Below are 15593 nucleotides of genomic sequence, written 5' to 3'. Positions count from 1 at the left end.
CACCCGGGTAGCGGGTACCTGTTTCCCGGAATGGCCTTTACCTGCGTACGGCGAATGACCCATCCCTCAGTGGGCCAGGCGCTGCCCGTCCATGACAGGCAGGGACGGCACGGCAGGCAGGGAACCGGTGAGCACCTCGACGACGGCCATCTGCCCAGTGCTGTCCGGCACCCCGGGGTATTGGACCTGGCCGGCGTCAGCAGGCACGGCGGGAGCCTCGGCAGCGCGCATCCTCACCAGCGCGACGGCGGAGATCAGGAACCACGCCACGTTGGTCACCACAGACGGCCAGGCGCCATGGAGTGTGCCGTTGATGATGAAGGCGACGGCACCGAAGAGATTAGCCGTTTGAAATCCCTTGCCGGCCTTGAGCCAGCCCATGGAAACCGAGAGGTAGGCGCTGAGAATCGCAGCCGCTCCCGTCCAGCCGGCGATTTCCCACAGCAATTCCATAGCGTCCTCTCAAGGGTCCCGGCACAGTATCCGGGCAGGGGGTTGGACAGTCATTCAAGGGTTTTTGCCGGGTGCTGCGTTGACTCGAGCCCTGTTCGGGCGAGGACCTTCTGCTGGCCGGCGGCATAATCATACCCCGCTGCGAAGTGCGGTTTTGACCCGGGAAGCAGGACCCCGGACTCTGGACAAGACCCCCGCCAGGTAGCACGATCTGAGGTGTGATCACCACGTCCCCCACCGACCCCTACCTGCGCGAGCTGACCCAGCTCCGCCGCGTCAAAGACCGGATCGACAGGGAATACGCGCAGCCGCTCGACGTCGAATCCCTCGCCAGGGACGCCCACATGTCCGCCGGCCACTTCAGCCGCCGGTTCAAGGACGCCTACCAGGAATCGCCCTACAGCTACCTCATGACCCGCCGCATCGAACGGGCCATGGCACTCCTCCGCAAAGGCGGCCTCTCCGTCACGGAGGTGTGCTTCGCCGTCGGCTGCTCCTCGCTGGGAACCTTCAGCACCCGCTTTAACGAACTCGTGGGAATGCCGCCCAGCGTCTACAAACAGAAAGCGGAAAACTCGACGGCGGGCATCCCCGCCTGCGTGGCGAAACAGGTCACCAGACCGGTCAGGAATCGAGAAGCGCCCGCTCCGGAGCCGCAACTAGCATGACTGCCATGGACATCACCATCAGCTCAAGCTTCCTCCCCCACACCGATCCCGACGCCTCCCTGACGTTCTACCGCGACGCCCTCGGCTTCGAAGTCCGCAACGACGTCGGTCGCGGCACCATGCGCTGGATCACCGTCGGCCCTGCCGGCCAGCCCGGCGTTTCCATCGTCCTGCACCCGCCGGGCGTGGACCCGGGCATCACCGACGCCGAGCGCCGCACCATCGCCGAAATGATGGCCAAGGGCACCTACGCCGCCGTCATCCTCTCCGCCCCGGACGTGGACGAAGCGTTCGCCAAAGTTGAGGCTGCCGGCGTCGACGTCGTCCAGGAACCAGTCGACCAGCCCTACGGCATCCGTGACTGCGCCTTCCGCGACCCCGCGGGCAACACCGTCCGCATCAACCAGCAGGCCTAGGCTGATACCCAACGACGGCGAACGCAGCCCAACAGATGGAGACCCCATGAGCACGGACACGAATACGGATCCACAAACCAACGGGCTGCACGTCGCCGACACCCACGACCTGATCCGCGTGCAGGGCGCCAGGGAAAACAACCTCAAGAACATCACCATCGAGCTGCCCAAGCGCCGGCTGACGGTCTTCACCGGAGTTTCCGGCTCCGGCAAGAGCTCCCTGGTGTTCGCCACCATCGCCGCGGAATCCCAGCGGATGATCAACGAGACCTACAGCGCGTTCGTCCAGGGGTTCATGCCCAACCTCGCCCGGCCGGAAGTGGACTTCCTGGAGGGCCTGACGACGGCGATCATCGTTGACCAGGAGCGCATGGGCGCCAACCCGCGCTCCACCGTGGGCACCGCCACTGACGCCAACGCCATGCTCCGGATCCTCTTCAGCCGCCTCGGCACCCCCTATGTGGGCCCGCCCACGGCCTACTCGTTCAACGTGCCCACCCGGAAAGCCAGCGGCGTCATGTCCACGGACAAGGGCGGGCGTGTGGAGAAGGCCGTGGTCCAGCAGGCCGTCTACCTGGGCGGCATGTGCCCGCGCTGCGAGGGCATGGGCAATGTCAGCGACATTGACCGCACCGCGCTGTACGACGACGGCAAGTCCCTTAACGAGGGAGCGCTGACAGTTCCGGGCTACTCCATGGACGGGTGGTACGGGCGGCTGTTCGAGGGCATGGGCCTGCCGATGGACAAGCCGATAGCCAAATTCACCGCGAAGCAGCTGGACACGATGCTGTACGCGGAGCCCACCAAGATCAAGGTGGAGGGGGTCAACCTGACCTTCGAGGGCATCATCCCCAAAATCCAGAAGTCCATGCTGTCCAAGGACCCCGAGGCGATGCAGCCGCACATCCGCCGGTTCGTGGAGCGGGCCGTCACGTTCCAGATGTGTCCCGAGTGCAAGGGAACCCGGCTCACCCAGCAGGCCCTGTCCTCCACCATCAACGGCAGGAACATCGCCGAACTGTGCCAGATGCAGATCAGCGACCTCGCCGGCTGGGTCCGTGACCTGAAGGACCCGTCCGTGGCTCCCCTGCTCAAGGGCCTCCAGCACCTGCTCGACTCGTTCTCGGACATCGGGCTCGGCTACCTCAGCCTGGACAGGCCCGCGGGCACCCTCTCCGGAGGTGAGGCCCAGCGCACCAAGATGATCCGCCACCTCGGCTCCTCGCTCACGGATGTCACCTACGTCTTCGATGAGCCCTCCATCGGCCTTCACCCGCACGACATAGAGCGGATGAACCAGCTCCTGCTGCAGCTGCGGGACAAAGGCAACACCGTCCTGGTGGTGGAGCACAAACCCGAGATGATCAGGATTGCGGACCACGTCGTCGATCTCGGTCCCGGGGCCGGAACCGGCGGCGGCGAGGTCTGCTACGAGGGCACGGTGGAAGGCCTGCTGACCAGCGGCACCATCACCGGGCACCACCTGGAGGACCGGGCGGCCCTCAAGGCGAAGGTCAGGAGCGCCTCCGGAGCGCTCGAGGTCCGGGGCGCGTCCACGCACAACCTCAAGGATGTCGACGTCGACCTCCCGCTGGGCGTGCTCACCGTGGTGACGGGCGTTGCCGGTTCCGGCAAGAGCTCCCTGATCCACGGCTCCGTGGCCAAGCGCGAGGGCGTGGTGGTGATCGACCAGGGCGCCATCCGGGGTTCGCGCCGCAGCAACCCGGCCACCTACACCGGCATGCTGGAGCCCATCCGCAAGACGTTCGCCAAGGTGAACGGCGTGAAGCCTGCGCTGTTCAGCTCGAATTCCGAGGGCGCCTGCCCCACCTGCAACGGCGCCGGCGTCATCTTCACCGAGCTGGGGGTCATGGCCACCGTGGAGTCCCCGTGCGAGGACTGCGAGGGCCGCCGCTTCCAGGCGTCAGTGCTTGAGTACACAGTGGACGGGCGCAACATCGCCGATGTGCTGGCCATGTCCGTGACCGAGGCCGCCGCGTTCTTCGCCCAGGGTGAGGCCAGGACACCTGCGGCGCGGACCATCCTGGACCGGCTGGAGGACGTTGGCCTGGGCTACCTCAGCCTCGGCCAGCCGCTCACCACACTTTCAGGCGGCGAGCGCCAGCGGCTCAAGCTCGCCACCCAGATGGCGGAGAAGGGCGACGTTTACGTCCTCGATGAGCCCACAACGGGCCTGCACCTCGCCGACGTAGAGAACCTGCTGGGCCTGCTGGACCGGCTGGTTGAGTCCGGCAAGTCCGTCATCGTCATCGAGCACCACCAGGCGGTGATGGCGCACGCTGACTGGATCATCGACCTTGGCCCGGGAGCAGGGCACGACGGCGGCCGGATCGTTTTCGAGGGAACGCCGGCTGAGCTTGTGGCCGGCGCCTCGACGCTCACGGGCAAGCACCTTGCCTCCTACGTTGGTGCTTGAACCGGTTGACTCGCACCGGCTGGCGCAGCAGCAGCGCGTATTACGGGACACTGCGACGCGCCCTGACAGGACCATTCCGTTATATGACTTTGCCGGTAAATAAAGTTGTGTTACTTTCCTCATGGAGGGCGGCGCGAGGCTGTTCTCATTAATTGATTGGGGAAATTAATGCAGCTCAAGATCGAAAAGCCGAAGGAACAGAAGATCGATTTCGCCGTTCTTTACGGCGGTAAAGCGACCACTATCTAGTTCCGTTTCAGGGGTGCCGGTCACGGATCGGCACCCCTGCTTCGGCTACATTAAGGATCCGTTTGATCTGCGTTAAAGCCCCAGTCCACCCACTCTCATTCGGTGTTATAAAAACCGTTCTGCAACATTTCAACCTGACCCCGAATGAGCACCCCAACGACCTGTCCCTGAGCCTTCGGCTTCTTTACCCCTTGGATACCAAACTGGCCGGCAAAGTGCGGGCAGGCACCACCAGCCTTACTGATGCTGCGACGTCCAACGAGCAGATCCGGTTCTTCCAGCATCAGCGGGCCCGACGAAGCTATATCAAAATTGCCAAGTACATCCGCGAAAATTTTGGTCCCATAGATATCCAGGTGGCAGACGCCGGGGCTTTGGACCGGCCGAGCCGTGAATTCCTGGACGCAGCAGTCCGCCTGGGCGGCTGGTCAGTCCAACTCCGTTTCGACAGCGATGCCAATGCGTCCGGCCCGCGCTTCATGCCCGAGGAACAGGCCTTGCTGGCAATGCTTCCGGCGTCCTCGAGAAAGGACCACGCCGGACACATCGTCTCCGCGGCCTTCGACTACGTCAACTCGGGAGATGCATGGACAGCCTTGAATCTCGGACATCTGCTGCAGGACGTTGAACAGTCACCCAGGGTGTGGAACCTCATGGCCATTGCCCATGCCATGGTGGATGAGACAGTCCAGGCCGAGTATTACTATGACCGCTGGAGCACGTCCGAAGATCCCCTCGACGCAATACGGGCCCTTTACGGAAAAGCCATGCTGTATGCCCGCCACCACCCGGACGGTCTCCGAAGCCTGGATCGCAGCGAAGAGTTGCTGAACGAGGCCTATGCCTTGGTCCAGCAGCTGGATGCCCAGCAGCGCTCGGACGACCGCGTCGTCTTTGACGAGGTCTTCAACAGGAACGGCTATGCACTGATACTCTTCCGTCGCGGCCAAGTAGACGAGGCCATCCGACTCCTTCGCTGGGGCATCAAAAGACTCACGCAGACCGGCGAAAAAGTGGCAATTCACCGGTCCGTGCTCATCTACAACCTTGCTCAGTGCTACAAGCAAACCGGGAACTTGACTGCTGCCATTGCAACCTACACTGAGCTCCTGGACGTCGACCCCTACATGCCCGAATACCACTTGGAAGCAGCAAAATGCCATGCGTCAGCCGGTAACTTTGGTGCCGCACTGAGTGCGTGCAGAGAAGCAGTTGACCTGGATGACAACCTGGCCTCGGCGTGGGGCATGATCGGGGTATACGAAGGGGAACTCGATTCACACGGGGCAGCAGCGGAGGCCCATGCACGGGCCGCTGCGCTCGATCCCGGTTCCTATACGCACATCACCAATGTGGTGTACAGCCTTATCCTTGCGGAGCGCCTCGATGAAGCCAGGGATCACACTGCCGGCTGGATCCACAGTGCTCTGCTGAAAGAAGATGCCGAGCGCCGCGCATCCCTCGGAGCAGAGATTTCAGTACGGCAGGGCCGTTGCGCTGAAGCATTGGAACAAGTAGAAGCAGGACTGGCGTTATTCCCCGACTCGCAGGTCCTCATCGCAAACCGTAAAGCACTTTCGGACATGCAGGTATGAGGCTTGGACTGCGTGGGCAACTCGGAGTTTTCACCGTCCTATTTGCCGGTGGAATGTGGGTGTCAAAAGTTGCTCAACCTCTCTATTTCGAGCAGCTAAATGCGTTAGTGGCATTCGGCATTGGCTATGCCGTCATGGCGGTTGTGGGTGGTTTTTCCTTCGCTTGGGGTGCTTTTGCAGATCGCTTTGGGGGTCTTAACGCAGTTCGTCTGGGAACGCTCTTATATGCCATTGGAATTGCCGGCCGACTGTTGACGGATGTTATTCCGGTGATCATATTCTCCGGCGTTGCAGGAGCTGGGGCGTCCCTGGTCCTCGTAGCAATCAGGCCATGGGTGCGATCCATAGCCTCCGATGATGAAATCCCCAAAATTGTCGGATCCCGGAACCTCGGGAACCAGACTGGCCTCCTGCTGGGCACAGTCGGCGCTGCCTCCATCTTCGCGCTTTCGGCAACGCAGGCGGACGGGGCGAAGACAGCTTTGCTGATCGCCCCCGCACTTGTGGCAGCAGCGTTCGTGTGGGTCCTCCTCTCGCCGAATTCCCCAACCCGCAGCCTGCCACAGTCCGTGCCGGCAGGTACGGACTGTGGCGCCGATCGGCGGCGTTCCAGAGTCTTAGCCGTGAAGCTGGCAGCCATCGGCTTGCTCTCGGGCTTCTATGTCAGTCTCGTGGCACCGTATCTACCTTTGATTTTGACCAACGGCGGCGCCACTGCCGCACAGGCAGCCTTGATCATGGCGCTTATGAGTGTCGCCCAAATCGGCGCCACCTGGATCTTCTCCCGCTACAGCACCAACAGCCGGCCATTCGCGCTGTTTGCTGTGTCCGAGGTTCTTACCGGGGTCATTACGCTGGCTGCTGCGCTGGCTTTGGGGCTGGGAGCTCCGTGGATAGCGGTCATCTTCATCGTACGGGCGGCTTTTGTTTCGCTTGCGATCGCAGCAGAGGAAACGATCCAGTACGCTGTCGTCCCGGCGGGAGCAACAGGTTTTGTTTTCGGGATCTCGCAAACTGCGTTCCTGGTCGGAGATACGCTGGGTGGCGTACTCGGCGCCCCTCTTTGGCTCAACGCGGGTCCGGAGGGACTGCTCCTCACTGCCGGCGCCATCACACTGTTCAACGCCGTGCTTCTGCCCATGCTTCTGCGCAGTGTCCGCAGCGGATCGATGGTGAAGGCAGCCTAATCATGCCTGTCAAGTCCCTTTTCGATGAGGACCACCTCGTCCCAATCGCCCTTGTGGGCCCAACTCTCTTCACATTCAGTCAGCTCGATGGTTGCCTCTACCGGATATCAGGCCAGGGACAGGCAGGCACCGGCACTTATGAAGCGGTGTCGCTGTCCGGCCTGTCAGCTCCTTTTTGTGTACCAGGACACCCTTTCGTCTATGACCTCGGCCACGCTTCTGCGACCCTGACTGTCAGGCAGTTTCCCCTTGCCGCAATGGGCCTGGGTCAGCCCCTTGGACGTAATTTTCCATCCCCACCCCGTCAGACACACCGCGTTGCCGGCCTCATCCCGAATGCGGAAAAAGCGACACCGTGCGTGGTTTTCGAGCCGCTGGAGGAAGCGGATGAAACTCTGCTCATGGATATTCGGTGCGGTCGCTTGTGGCCCGCCACATCCGCGCACGGGGCACCCAAATGCATACTCAATGATGGGACCCTGGCCGCCGAATCGGAGTCCGGGTGGAGTTTGGTCCGCAACGGGAAACGGGTAAGGCACGGTGACGGATCGATCGTTGCCGTCGCATCCGAATTCATTGCCATCAAGCGGTCGAATAAGTCCGGTGCCTGGTTCTCCATTATCCGCAGCACATGCGAGGCAGAACTTCCCGCCCCCACCGGCTGGTCCCTGATTTCTTTCGGCGCGTCCGACACCCGCATCACCGCTTATGGCATTCACGCGGAAAAGGGTCAACGCCTGCTGCAGATGGATCCCGCTGACGAGCACTTTCGAATACCCGGGACCCACTGCGGAACGTCGCAGGTTTTTTCGATGGGAGCGGGCGTTGACCCGGTCATCCGGTCCACGGGCCTCGCAATCGGATCGTCCTGGCAGACCCCGCACGGCGTTATCGCCGGGATCGCCGCCGAAAGAAGTGACCTATCGGTCCGCCACATCACACCGGTTGGCCTGCCATGTATTTATGTGCGTAGCCAACAGTCGCGCTGCCAGGAACTTGTGGTGTGTCTTCACGGTGGCCCAGACAGCCACGAGCTCGACGACCTCAGATATGGCGGCACCTACCGAACTGTTCTTGACGCAGGCTTTGACCTGCTCATTATCAACTATCCCGGCTCGGCAGGCTTTGGTTCCGCTTTCCAAGAGCGCGCATGGCACAACTGGCCGGCCGCAATTCGGGAAACGGCAGGGGCAGTTGCTGAGATCATGGACTCATACGGTACGTCAATAGTCTCTATTCTCGGCGTCAGCTTCGGGGCGTGGATGGGACTGCAGCTTGCCGAGCGCGTCCACGCGAGCCAAGTGGTGGCCATGTCTCCCATATTCGATCTCCAAAGCCACCTTCAGCTCCACAGCGACGACCCGGAGTTCCGGCGGTGGGCGGCGGATCGTTTCGCACTGACGGCGGAAAGCCCTGACGACGGCGAACAACACATCGGTAACTTTACGGGGCGCGTCGTCGTCATCGCGCCTGTCGACGATGAAGTCGTGGTGCCCGGTTCCACCCTGCATTCCACGAATTCTGCAACAAGACTTGGACGGGAATGGTCTTTGGTGTCTGTCCCGGGCAACCACTACCCGAAGGCTTCCGCGGCAGCCGAACAACGTTGGGCTGCGTTGGAAGATGCCATCGCTGTACGCCCTGGAACACGGCGGTTCAGCGCGTCGCCACGAGTACCGGGTGATTCCGAACGCGGCCCTCTTTGCCTTCGACCGGTCTCCCTCCCCTACGTGCCGGATATTTGATCGTTCGAAGGGAAGACTGGCTTAGGCTGTGGACATGTCGGCTCACTACCGGTACAACGTCGAGATCCTGCACCTGCTCGTATCGCCCGCGCACGCCTACTTTGGCCGGGCGAAGGACGGAGCAGCGGACGTGCCGACGTCGGACGCCAGGTCTGCGAAAGTGGTGGCGGGCAAGGGCATCGTGGGCGACCGGTTCTTCGGGAAGGCCGCACATATGGATGCCGCGGTGACCCTGTTCGCCATTGAGGCCCTCGAGGCGATGGCCGCGGGACTGGGCGCCGGGCCGTTCAATCCCCTGGTAACACGGCGCAATGTCATCCTCCGCGGTGCCCACCTGGCTCCGCTGCTGGGGCAGGACTTTGCGCTGGAAGCGGGTGGTACGAGGGTTGAGTTCCACGGTGGACGCCCCGCCCACCCGTGTGCGTGGATGAACGAGGTGCTCGCCCCGGGCGGGCACGCGGCCATGCGGGGCCGGGGTGGAATCCGCTGCCGGGCGGTCTCCAGCGGGACCCTGTGCCGCGGCCCGGCAGTCCTGGTCAGCCCTGTTCCGCTGGATCCAGGGCAGGCGGGCGTCCCCACCCTGCTGCGGCCAAGCCGGCTGCCCTAGCTGCAATTCCCGCCTGGCTAGTCCAGCCGCACGCCGCGGAGCAGCACCACTGTCCCTGCCACCCCCAAGCCCTGCAGGCGCCATGTCCTGACGTCCGAAGCAGCAGCGAGCGGTCCACAACGAAGCCTTCCAGAACTAGCTCCTGGGCCACCTGGCCACTGTCACCGGCGAACACCTGGTCGGCGGGGTCCGCTGAGGCTACTGTGGGCGGATGGAGATGCGCCTTGAGGTTGTCCAGGTACCCGTGTCGAATGTGGACCGGGCAAAATCCTTTTATACGGAAAAGCTGGGCTTCGTCCTCGACCACGACGTGGAGCATATTCCCGGGATGAGGGTGGTCCAGCTGACGCCGCCCGGTTCTGCCGCCTCGATCGTTATTGGCACAGGCATGACCGCCATGGCGCCGGGCAGCCTGGAAGGGCTCCAGCTCGTGGTGCCGGCCCTGGGCACCTTGAGGGAAGAACTCGTGCGGCGGGGTGCAGACGTGAGTGAGATCCAGGACGTGGGAGGCGTGTTGTTTGCCCACTTCGCCGACCCGGACGGCAACCGGTGGGTCCTCCAGGAATCAACACGCCCCGAGGTCAGGGACGCACACATCCCAAGCACCTAACGGACCAACGGACCCGAGCCCCCATCAGCAGCCAGCAGGGCATCAAGCTGCACCGCCTGATGTTCCTGGAAAGCTTTGTCGGCGTTCACCTTGGTGCTGGCGAGCAGCGGTATGTCCAGGCTGGCGTTGCACCCCCGGCAGCGGATCTCGTCCGTCCACACCCAGCTGTACGCCGCATGCTGTTCCCGTACCCTCTGCATCGCGGAGGTGATTGCTTCCGTCGTGGCCGCTAGGTGCGCCGCGTCCCCATTGTTGAGGCTTGTACCAAATTCGATGTCGATGCTCATCGTGCCTCTTCCGTCGTGCCCGGATTGGTGCTGTCGACAGTAGTGGGCAATGCACCTGGAGGGAACTACTCGAAGGTCACGGTTGCCTAACCCTTCGGGCTGCTCCGCCGCAGTCATGAAATCCGGCTCCCGGTTCCGACGGCGGGGCTGCACTGCAGAATGTCAGCGCCTGACCCTAGAATTTCTGCATGGACAACAACAATGACCAGGAAACACTCGGCAGCCCCACACCTGAGCCGGATACGGGCCTTAACCGGGATCCGGAAGACTGGGTCACGGGCGACGAGCCAATGACGGCAGCGCAGCGAAGCTATCTCGACACGCTGGCGCGCGAAGCTGGTGAAGAACTTCCCGCTGACCTGAGCAAGGCCGAGGCCTCAAAGCACATCGACCGGCTGCAGGAGCGCAGCGGAAGGGTGTCCGGGAACGGATCCGGCAACAGCGGGGACAGCTAAGCCGGCAGGGGACCGCCAGGCGCCGGTTACAAAAACGGGGCGGACGCGGTTACCAGGCCTGCTGTTCGCGGGTCAGGCCGAAGGGGACCGTATCGCTGAGGGCCACCGTGAACTTGTCCACGTCGTGCCGCGTGACCAGAATGCCGTGGCTCTTCCCGGCGAGCGCATGGGCTTTGGCTGCGGTGACAGCGGCGTCAAGCTCGCTGTCCATGCTCGCGCGGTCGGAAACGGTCAGGGTCAGGGGGAAGTCAGCGGTCATGGGTCTAGCCTTAGTGGTTCGTGGTGCAGGAATAGTGGTCGGCACCGGCCCGCTCCCCCAAGCTGCCGGCGCCAAGGCATTCTAATGCCCAGTTCATGGTGCCCTAGCAAAGGACCACCAGCAACTTTAGAAATCTACTGCCAAGTAACCGCAGGTCAGGTGCGCGGGCGCAAGATGCCGGACGGCGGGATTACAGGCCCCAAGGCGCCGTGAATTAGAGTTGACCCGGGCTGGAAGCCGTTTTTTGTGGCATTCAAGGCCCCAAACACCCGCCCCGCGGCCCGGCCCACGCGCTCTTGCGCACCCTTGGCCGCGCCCCACCCGATAAGGATCCCGCCATTTCTACGGACGCATTCTTCGGCAGACTGACCCGGATCCGCAACACCGTTCTCCCTGCCGCCGCTCGGGAGAAGCTGAACACCGGCCGCGGGCTGCTGGGCGGATTCATCGTGGTGCACCTGGTCTTCCTTGTCTTCGCCGCCTCGCTCTCACTGCGCGGGGAGGCCTTCAGCGACACCTTTATCTACCGTAACTGGGCCATGGCCGGGTTCAACGAAGCCAACCTCAGCGGCGGCCCCAGCCCCTGGGTCTACCCAATCCTCGCGCTGATCCCCATGGCGATCGCCGGCGTCGCCGGTCCTGAACCGTTCTTCTTCCTGTGGGTCCTGATGACCACGGTTCTCAACGCCTGGGCCCTACTGAAACTCACCAACCGCGGCCGGGACCGTCACGCCATTCCCGCCGGCTGGTGGTGGCTGGTTTTCACCTTCCTGATGGGCTGGCTCGGCTTCGCGCGCGTGGACGGCCTCACCGCGCCGCTGGTCCTCGTGGCCCTCGCCTACGGAGTGGGCCGGCCGTTTGTGGCCTCCGTGCTCCTGGCCATCGGCACGTGGGTGAAGGTCTGGCCGGCGGCCGTCATGCTGGCCCTGTTCGCCGTCGTCAGGAACCGGGTCCTGGTGGTACTGGCAGGACTTGCGACGACGGCGGTGGTGGTTGCGCTGGCCGCTGCGGTGGGCAGCCTTCCCAAGCTACTGAACTTCCTTACCCAGCAGGGTGACCGGGGCATGCAGCTCGAGGCCACCTTCACCACGCCCTGGCTTTGGCTGTCCGTCCTGAATATCGGCGAGTCCCGGATGTACATGAACACGGATATCAACTCCATGCAGGTGGACGGCCCGGGCACGGCTGTTATGTCCGTGCTGATGCAGCCCCTCCTGATCCTGGCGGCCCTGCTCGTGGCCGGCCTGACGTTCTGGGCGCTGCACAACGGAAACCAGCGGAACGGCGGGCTCAGCGGCGGAGTGGACCGCACCGAACTGCTCCTCGCCGGCGCCCTGAGCCTGGCCACCGCGTTCGTGGTCTTCAACAAAGTGGGTTCCCCGCAGTTCATGGTGTGGCTCGCCCCGGCGGTCGCCGTCGGCCTGGCCCACAGCTGGCGCGAATGGCGTGTCCCCGCCGCCATGCTGATCGTCATCGCCATAGCCACCTACTTCATCTATCCCCTGTTCTACGACGCCCTCAGCCACAACAACCCGTGGATGGCCCTGGTGCTGACCCTCCGCAACGTCCTCCTGGTGGTCCTGTTCCTCTGGAGCGTCCGGCGCCTCTACCTGCTGGGCAGGAAAGCACCAGCAGCCGCTCCAGCGCTCAAGGAGTCCTAAGATTTCCACGAGGTTCTTCGACCGCCTTGTCAGCGTCCGCACCAAAGTCCTTCCCGCCAGAGTGGTGGACTGGTTCGCCCGCCCTTCCAGCGTGTGGTGGGGCTTCGCCGTCGTCCACCTCTACTACCTGGGCTGGATGGCGTCCTTCTTCCTGCACGGTGACACGTTCAGCGACACCGAGCAGTACCGCCAGTGGGCCACAGACGGGTACAACCCCGCGGACCTGGACGGGAAGATCAGCCCCTGGGTCTACCCGGTGCTGGCCCAGATCCCCATCTTCCTGGCCAACCTCGCCGGGCCGGACCTGTACCTGCTGGTCTGGTTCCTGGTCATCACGGCCCTCAACGCCGTCGGGCTCGCCTTCCTCACCCGCGGGCCGCGGAAGGTGGGCGGCATTGCGCCGGCCTGGTGGTGGCTCTTCTTCATGGTCTTCATGGGCTACCTCAGCTTCGCCCGCGTAGAGGGCATCACAGCCCCCATTGTGCTGATCGCCCTCCTGTACGCTGCCCAGCGGCCGGTGGTGGCCGGCATCCTGCTCAGCATCGCCACCTGGATCAAGGTGTGGCCGGCGGCCGTGTTGGTACCCATCGTGATTGCCAGCCGGAAGCGGGTCCAGGTACTCCTTTCCGGCGTGGCCGTGACGGCATTTGTCGCACTGGGAACCTGGCTGTCCGGCGGCCTGCCCCACATCCTGAACTTCCTGCTGAACCAGGGCGAGCGCGGCATGCAGCTGGAAGCCACGTTCTCCACCCCCTGGGTCTGGCTGAGCGTCTTCAACATCGCCGGCTCGAGGATGGCGGACAACACAGCCATCAACTCCACGGAGGTCTACGGCCCCGGCGCGGACACGGCCGCCTTCCTGATGCAGCCGCTCCTCATCCTCGCCGCCGTCGTCGCCGCCGTCCTGCTGGTCCGTGCGCTTAACCGCGGTGCCGAACGAGAAGAGTTGTTCCTCGAGGGCTCGCTCATGATGGTCACAGCGTTCATCGTTTTCAACAAGGTGGGGTCCCCGCAGTTCATCATCTGGCTGGCCCCGGTGATCATCGCCGGCCTAACCCACGACTGGGACCGGTGGAAGGTGCCGGCCGCGCTGCTCATGGGCATCGCCATCACCACGTTCGTGATCTATCCCCTGTTCTACACCCCGCTCATCCACGCCCATCCCGTCATGGCCGCCATCCTCACCACCCGCAACGTGCTCCTGGTGGTGCTGCTGTGGTGGTCGGTAAAACGGACGGCAGAGCTGGGCCGGAAGCACGCGGCCGCAATACCTGCCGGGGCGTAACTAGCGGCTTCCCAGCTGCTCGCGGCCAGGCTGTTCCGCCTTGGTGCGCCGCGCGTCACGCTTTGCCAGCAGCCATTTCCAGCCCCGTTTGGCCAGGTCCAGAGGCTTGCCTTCGATCAGCAGTTTCCGTGTATGCGCGTCGAGGAATAGAAGGTAGAACGTGAACGCCAGGGCCGTAATGAACGCCAGCGAGGAAGCGTCGATAGGCAGCTCCACGAAGGACCACACGGAGAGCTGATCCTGCGCGCCGAACACCACAAAGAACGTCACGCCCACGTACAGCGACCTGATCTGCCAGTCATCCCGGATGCCGGTGACGGCCAGGAACGGCAGGAACCAGAGGATGTACCAGGGCTGGATGATCGGGGAAAGCATCACGACGGCGGTGAACGCCAGCGCCATCCGGCGCACCGCCCGTGAGTAGTCGCCGCGGAACATCAGCAGCAGGACCAGCCCGATGGCGGCCCATTTCATGCCCGTCCGCAGCAGCGTGGCAAACGTCCCGCCGGGGAGCCCCAGCACGTTGGCCAGGAACTCCACCTGCTGGCCCAGGAAGCCGGACGGGGAGTATCCCGTGTAGCCCGGGGTGGGGTCCATTATGGCCCAGGTCCAGCCGATCCCGAGGTTGTAGGGAATGCCGCTGAGGGCCAGGACGCCAAAGCTGATGCCCGCCGTCGCACCCCAGATCAGGAACTTGCGCGGCCAGGAGGCGGCCGGGCCCGCCCACATCACGCCGATAAACGGCAGCAGGAGCACCGTGATCGGTTTGATGCCGATGGAGGCGGTCACCAGGAGGATTCCCAGCACGTAGCGGCGGGTGGCCGCGAAATAGACACCGGCAACGGCAAGCCCCACCATGAGGGCGTCGTTGTGGGCGCTGGCAATAAAGCTGATCAGGAACAGCGGGTTGGCCACGGAGATCCACAGCGCCCTGGCCCCATTGATGCCGTGCAGCTCCGCCAGCTTGGGCACGTAGATGACGCAGAGCAGGACTCCCACGCCGGCCAGCAGCCGGAAGAGCAGCACGGACACGTCGGGCTGGGCGCCTGTCAGCCCCACGATTCCGCGGGCCAGCCACAGAAAGTAGGGACCATAGGGTGTCCGGTTTTCCGCCCAGGCGGGGTCCGCACCAAGCGAGAACCAGTTGCTGAGGCTGGAGATCCCCACCTCATAGGGGTTCTGGCCCTCCATCACCAGCCTGCCCTGGCCGGTGTAGGCGTACACGTCGCGGGAAAATACGGGCACGCAGAAGAGCAGGGGCAGTGACCAGGCGGACACCGCGATCACCACCGACCGCAGCGAGGTCCGGCCCCACTCCGCCAGCCGTTGGCCCAGCCGGAGCCAGGAGCGGATCAGCACCATGGCGCCCACGGTGAGGAGCACGGTGGAAACCGTGACTCCCCAGCCTTCGGTCCGGAGGGCAATGACCACGGGCTGGCGGATCATTGGAGAGCCGTTGGCGATCCACCCCGTCCCGATGGACCCGACGAACATCATGAGGGAGCCGATGAAACCTTCAATGATGGCAAGGTAGGCACGGCCGGTAGCCAGGCCCGGGGTTTTGGCGGGCGCGCCCGGCAGGGCCTCTGAAGTCCCGAGGTGTGACCCGCCTGCCGTCATGAGTGTCTGGTCCCTTACTTGGTTACGGCGCTGGTTGGACCAGCAATAAGGCCGCCCTG

At 63.8% G+C, this 15593-nt stretch carries 15 protein-coding genes; 11 read left to right on the top strand and 4 right to left on the bottom strand.

What is annotated here, in order from left to right; all coding sequences use genetic code 11:
• Positions 1 to 66 precede the first annotated feature (66 nt).
• Positions 67 to 453 (bottom strand): CBU_0592 family membrane protein, encoded by a 387-nt coding sequence (locus CXX84_RS08625; protein ID WP_102976307.1) that lies wholly within the window; start codon positions 451 to 453, stop codon positions 67 to 69.
• Positions 454 to 674: 221 nt separating this feature from the next.
• Between CXX84_RS08625 and CXX84_RS08620 the strand changes: the two genes are divergently transcribed.
• The 8 genes from CXX84_RS08620 to CXX84_RS08585 all read left to right on the top strand — a co-directional run bounded on the left by CXX84_RS08620 (position 675) and on the right by CXX84_RS08585 (position 9967).
• On the top strand, positions 675 to 1121 hold the full coding sequence (locus CXX84_RS08620) for a helix-turn-helix transcriptional regulator (protein WP_102976602.1): 447 nt from the start codon (positions 675 to 677) through the stop codon (positions 1119 to 1121).
• On the top strand, positions 1118 to 1537 hold the full coding sequence (locus tag CXX84_RS08615; RefSeq protein WP_102976306.1) for a VOC family protein: 420 nt from the start codon (positions 1118 to 1120) through the stop codon (positions 1535 to 1537). The genes CXX84_RS08620 and CXX84_RS08615 overlap by 4 nt, the downstream gene beginning before the upstream one ends.
• 46 nt (positions 1538 to 1583) lie before the next feature.
• Complete coding sequence (locus CXX84_RS08610) at positions 1584 to 3974, top strand: ATP-binding cassette domain-containing protein (RefSeq protein ID WP_102976305.1); 2391 nt, start codon at positions 1584 to 1586, stop codon at positions 3972 to 3974.
• A 440-nt stretch (positions 3975 to 4414) separates the two neighbouring features.
• Positions 4415 to 5818 (top strand): tetratricopeptide repeat protein, encoded by a 1404-nt coding sequence (locus CXX84_RS08605; RefSeq protein ID WP_146031856.1) that lies wholly within the window; start codon positions 4415 to 4417, stop codon positions 5816 to 5818.
• Entirely contained in the window at positions 5815 to 7005 is a 1191-nt protein-coding gene (locus tag CXX84_RS08600) for an MFS transporter (protein WP_189337542.1), read from the top strand. Before CXX84_RS08605 ends, CXX84_RS08600 begins: the two co-directional genes overlap by 4 nt.
• 2 nt (positions 7006 to 7007) lie before the next feature.
• A complete protein-coding gene (locus CXX84_RS08595) occupies positions 7008 to 8750 on the top strand; it encodes an alpha/beta hydrolase family protein (RefSeq protein WP_146031854.1) in 1743 nt (580 codons plus the stop codon).
• A 34-nt stretch (positions 8751 to 8784) separates the two neighbouring features.
• A complete protein-coding gene (locus tag CXX84_RS08590) occupies positions 8785 to 9357 on the top strand; it encodes an MOSC domain-containing protein (protein WP_102976301.1) in 573 nt (190 codons plus the stop codon).
• 211 nt (positions 9358 to 9568) lie between these two features.
• Positions 9569 to 9967 carry a VOC family protein gene (locus tag CXX84_RS08585; protein WP_102976300.1) on the top strand — a complete coding sequence of 133 codons (399 nt, stop codon included), beginning with the start codon at positions 9569 to 9571 and terminating at the stop codon, positions 9965 to 9967.
• Here CXX84_RS08585 and CXX84_RS08580 read toward each other — a convergent pair.
• Complete coding sequence (locus CXX84_RS08580) at positions 9964 to 10254, bottom strand: hypothetical protein (RefSeq protein ID WP_102976299.1); 291 nt, start codon at positions 10252 to 10254, stop codon at positions 9964 to 9966. The two genes, CXX84_RS08585 and CXX84_RS08580, sit on opposite strands and share 4 nt — an antisense overlap.
• 188 nt (positions 10255 to 10442) lie before the next feature.
• On the opposite strand from CXX84_RS08580, the gene CXX84_RS08575 reads away from it, so the two are divergent.
• Positions 10443 to 10709 (top strand): DUF3072 domain-containing protein, encoded by a 267-nt coding sequence (locus tag CXX84_RS08575; RefSeq protein ID WP_102976298.1) that lies wholly within the window; start codon positions 10443 to 10445, stop codon positions 10707 to 10709.
• Positions 10710 to 10758: 49 nt separating this feature from the next.
• Here CXX84_RS08575 and CXX84_RS08570 read toward each other — a convergent pair whose 3' ends face one another.
• Entirely contained in the window at positions 10759 to 10968 is a 210-nt protein-coding gene (locus CXX84_RS08570; RefSeq protein ID WP_102976297.1) for a hypothetical protein, read from the bottom strand.
• A 296-nt stretch (positions 10969 to 11264) separates the two neighbouring features.
• Here CXX84_RS08570 and CXX84_RS08565 point away from each other — a divergent pair, with 296 nt between their 5' ends.
• Both CXX84_RS08565 and CXX84_RS08560 read left to right on the top strand, forming a co-directional pair.
• A complete protein-coding gene (locus tag CXX84_RS08565) occupies positions 11265 to 12629 on the top strand; it encodes a glycosyltransferase family 87 protein (protein ID WP_411266204.1) in 1365 nt (454 codons plus the stop codon).
• Between the two features lie 61 nt (positions 12630 to 12690).
• Positions 12691 to 13914, top strand: coding sequence for a glycosyltransferase 87 family protein (locus tag CXX84_RS08560; protein ID WP_189337541.1), 1224 nt, complete (start codon positions 12691 to 12693; stop codon positions 13912 to 13914).
• Here CXX84_RS08560 and mptB read toward each other — a convergent pair whose 3' ends face one another.
• Positions 13915 to 15534: a polyprenol phosphomannose-dependent alpha 1,6 mannosyltransferase MptB gene (gene mptB, locus CXX84_RS08555; protein ID WP_102976295.1), complete on the bottom strand. Its 1620-nt coding sequence runs from the start codon at positions 15532 to 15534 to the stop codon at positions 13915 to 13917. It abuts the gene before it with no gap.
• Between the last annotated feature and the right edge of the window lie 59 nt (positions 15535 to 15593).

The sequence above is a fragment of the Arthrobacter sp. AFG7.2 genome (genome assembly GCF_002892835.1).
In the GTDB taxonomy this organism is placed as follows: Bacteria; Actinomycetota; Actinomycetes; order Actinomycetales; family Micrococcaceae; genus Arthrobacter.
This window is presented reverse-complemented; position numbering and strand designations above follow the sequence as displayed.

Bases quoted from the DNA above. Each gene is read 5' to 3' on its own strand.
- CXX84_RS08625 (WP_102976307.1), bottom strand. From the start codon at position 453: ATGGAATTGCTGTGGGAAATCGCCGGCTGGACGGGAGCGGCTGCGATT.
- CXX84_RS08615 (WP_102976306.1), top strand. From the start codon at position 1,118: ATGACTGCCATGGACATCACCATCAGCTCAAGCTTCCTCCCCCACACC.
- CXX84_RS08610 (WP_102976305.1), top strand. From the start codon at position 1,584: ATGAGCACGGACACGAATACGGATCCACAAACCAACGGGCTGCACGTC.
- CXX84_RS08600 (WP_189337542.1), top strand. From the start codon at position 5,815: ATGAGGCTTGGACTGCGTGGGCAACTCGGAGTTTTCACCGTCCTATTT.
- CXX84_RS08595 (WP_146031854.1), top strand. From the start codon at position 7,008: ATGCCTGTCAAGTCCCTTTTCGATGAGGACCACCTCGTCCCAATCGCC.
- CXX84_RS08590 (WP_102976301.1), top strand. From the start codon at position 8,785: ATGTCGGCTCACTACCGGTACAACGTCGAGATCCTGCACCTGCTCGTA.
- CXX84_RS08585 (WP_102976300.1), top strand. From the start codon at position 9,569: ATGGAGATGCGCCTTGAGGTTGTCCAGGTACCCGTGTCGAATGTGGAC.
- CXX84_RS08580 (WP_102976299.1), bottom strand. From the start codon at position 10,254: ATGAGCATCGACATCGAATTTGGTACAAGCCTCAACAATGGGGACGCG.
- CXX84_RS08575 (WP_102976298.1), top strand. From the start codon at position 10,443: ATGGACAACAACAATGACCAGGAAACACTCGGCAGCCCCACACCTGAG.
- CXX84_RS08570 (WP_102976297.1), bottom strand. From the start codon at position 10,968: ATGACCGCTGACTTCCCCCTGACCCTGACCGTTTCCGACCGCGCGAGC.
- mptB (WP_102976295.1), bottom strand. From the start codon at position 15,534: ATGACGGCAGGCGGGTCACACCTCGGGACTTCAGAGGCCCTGCCGGGC.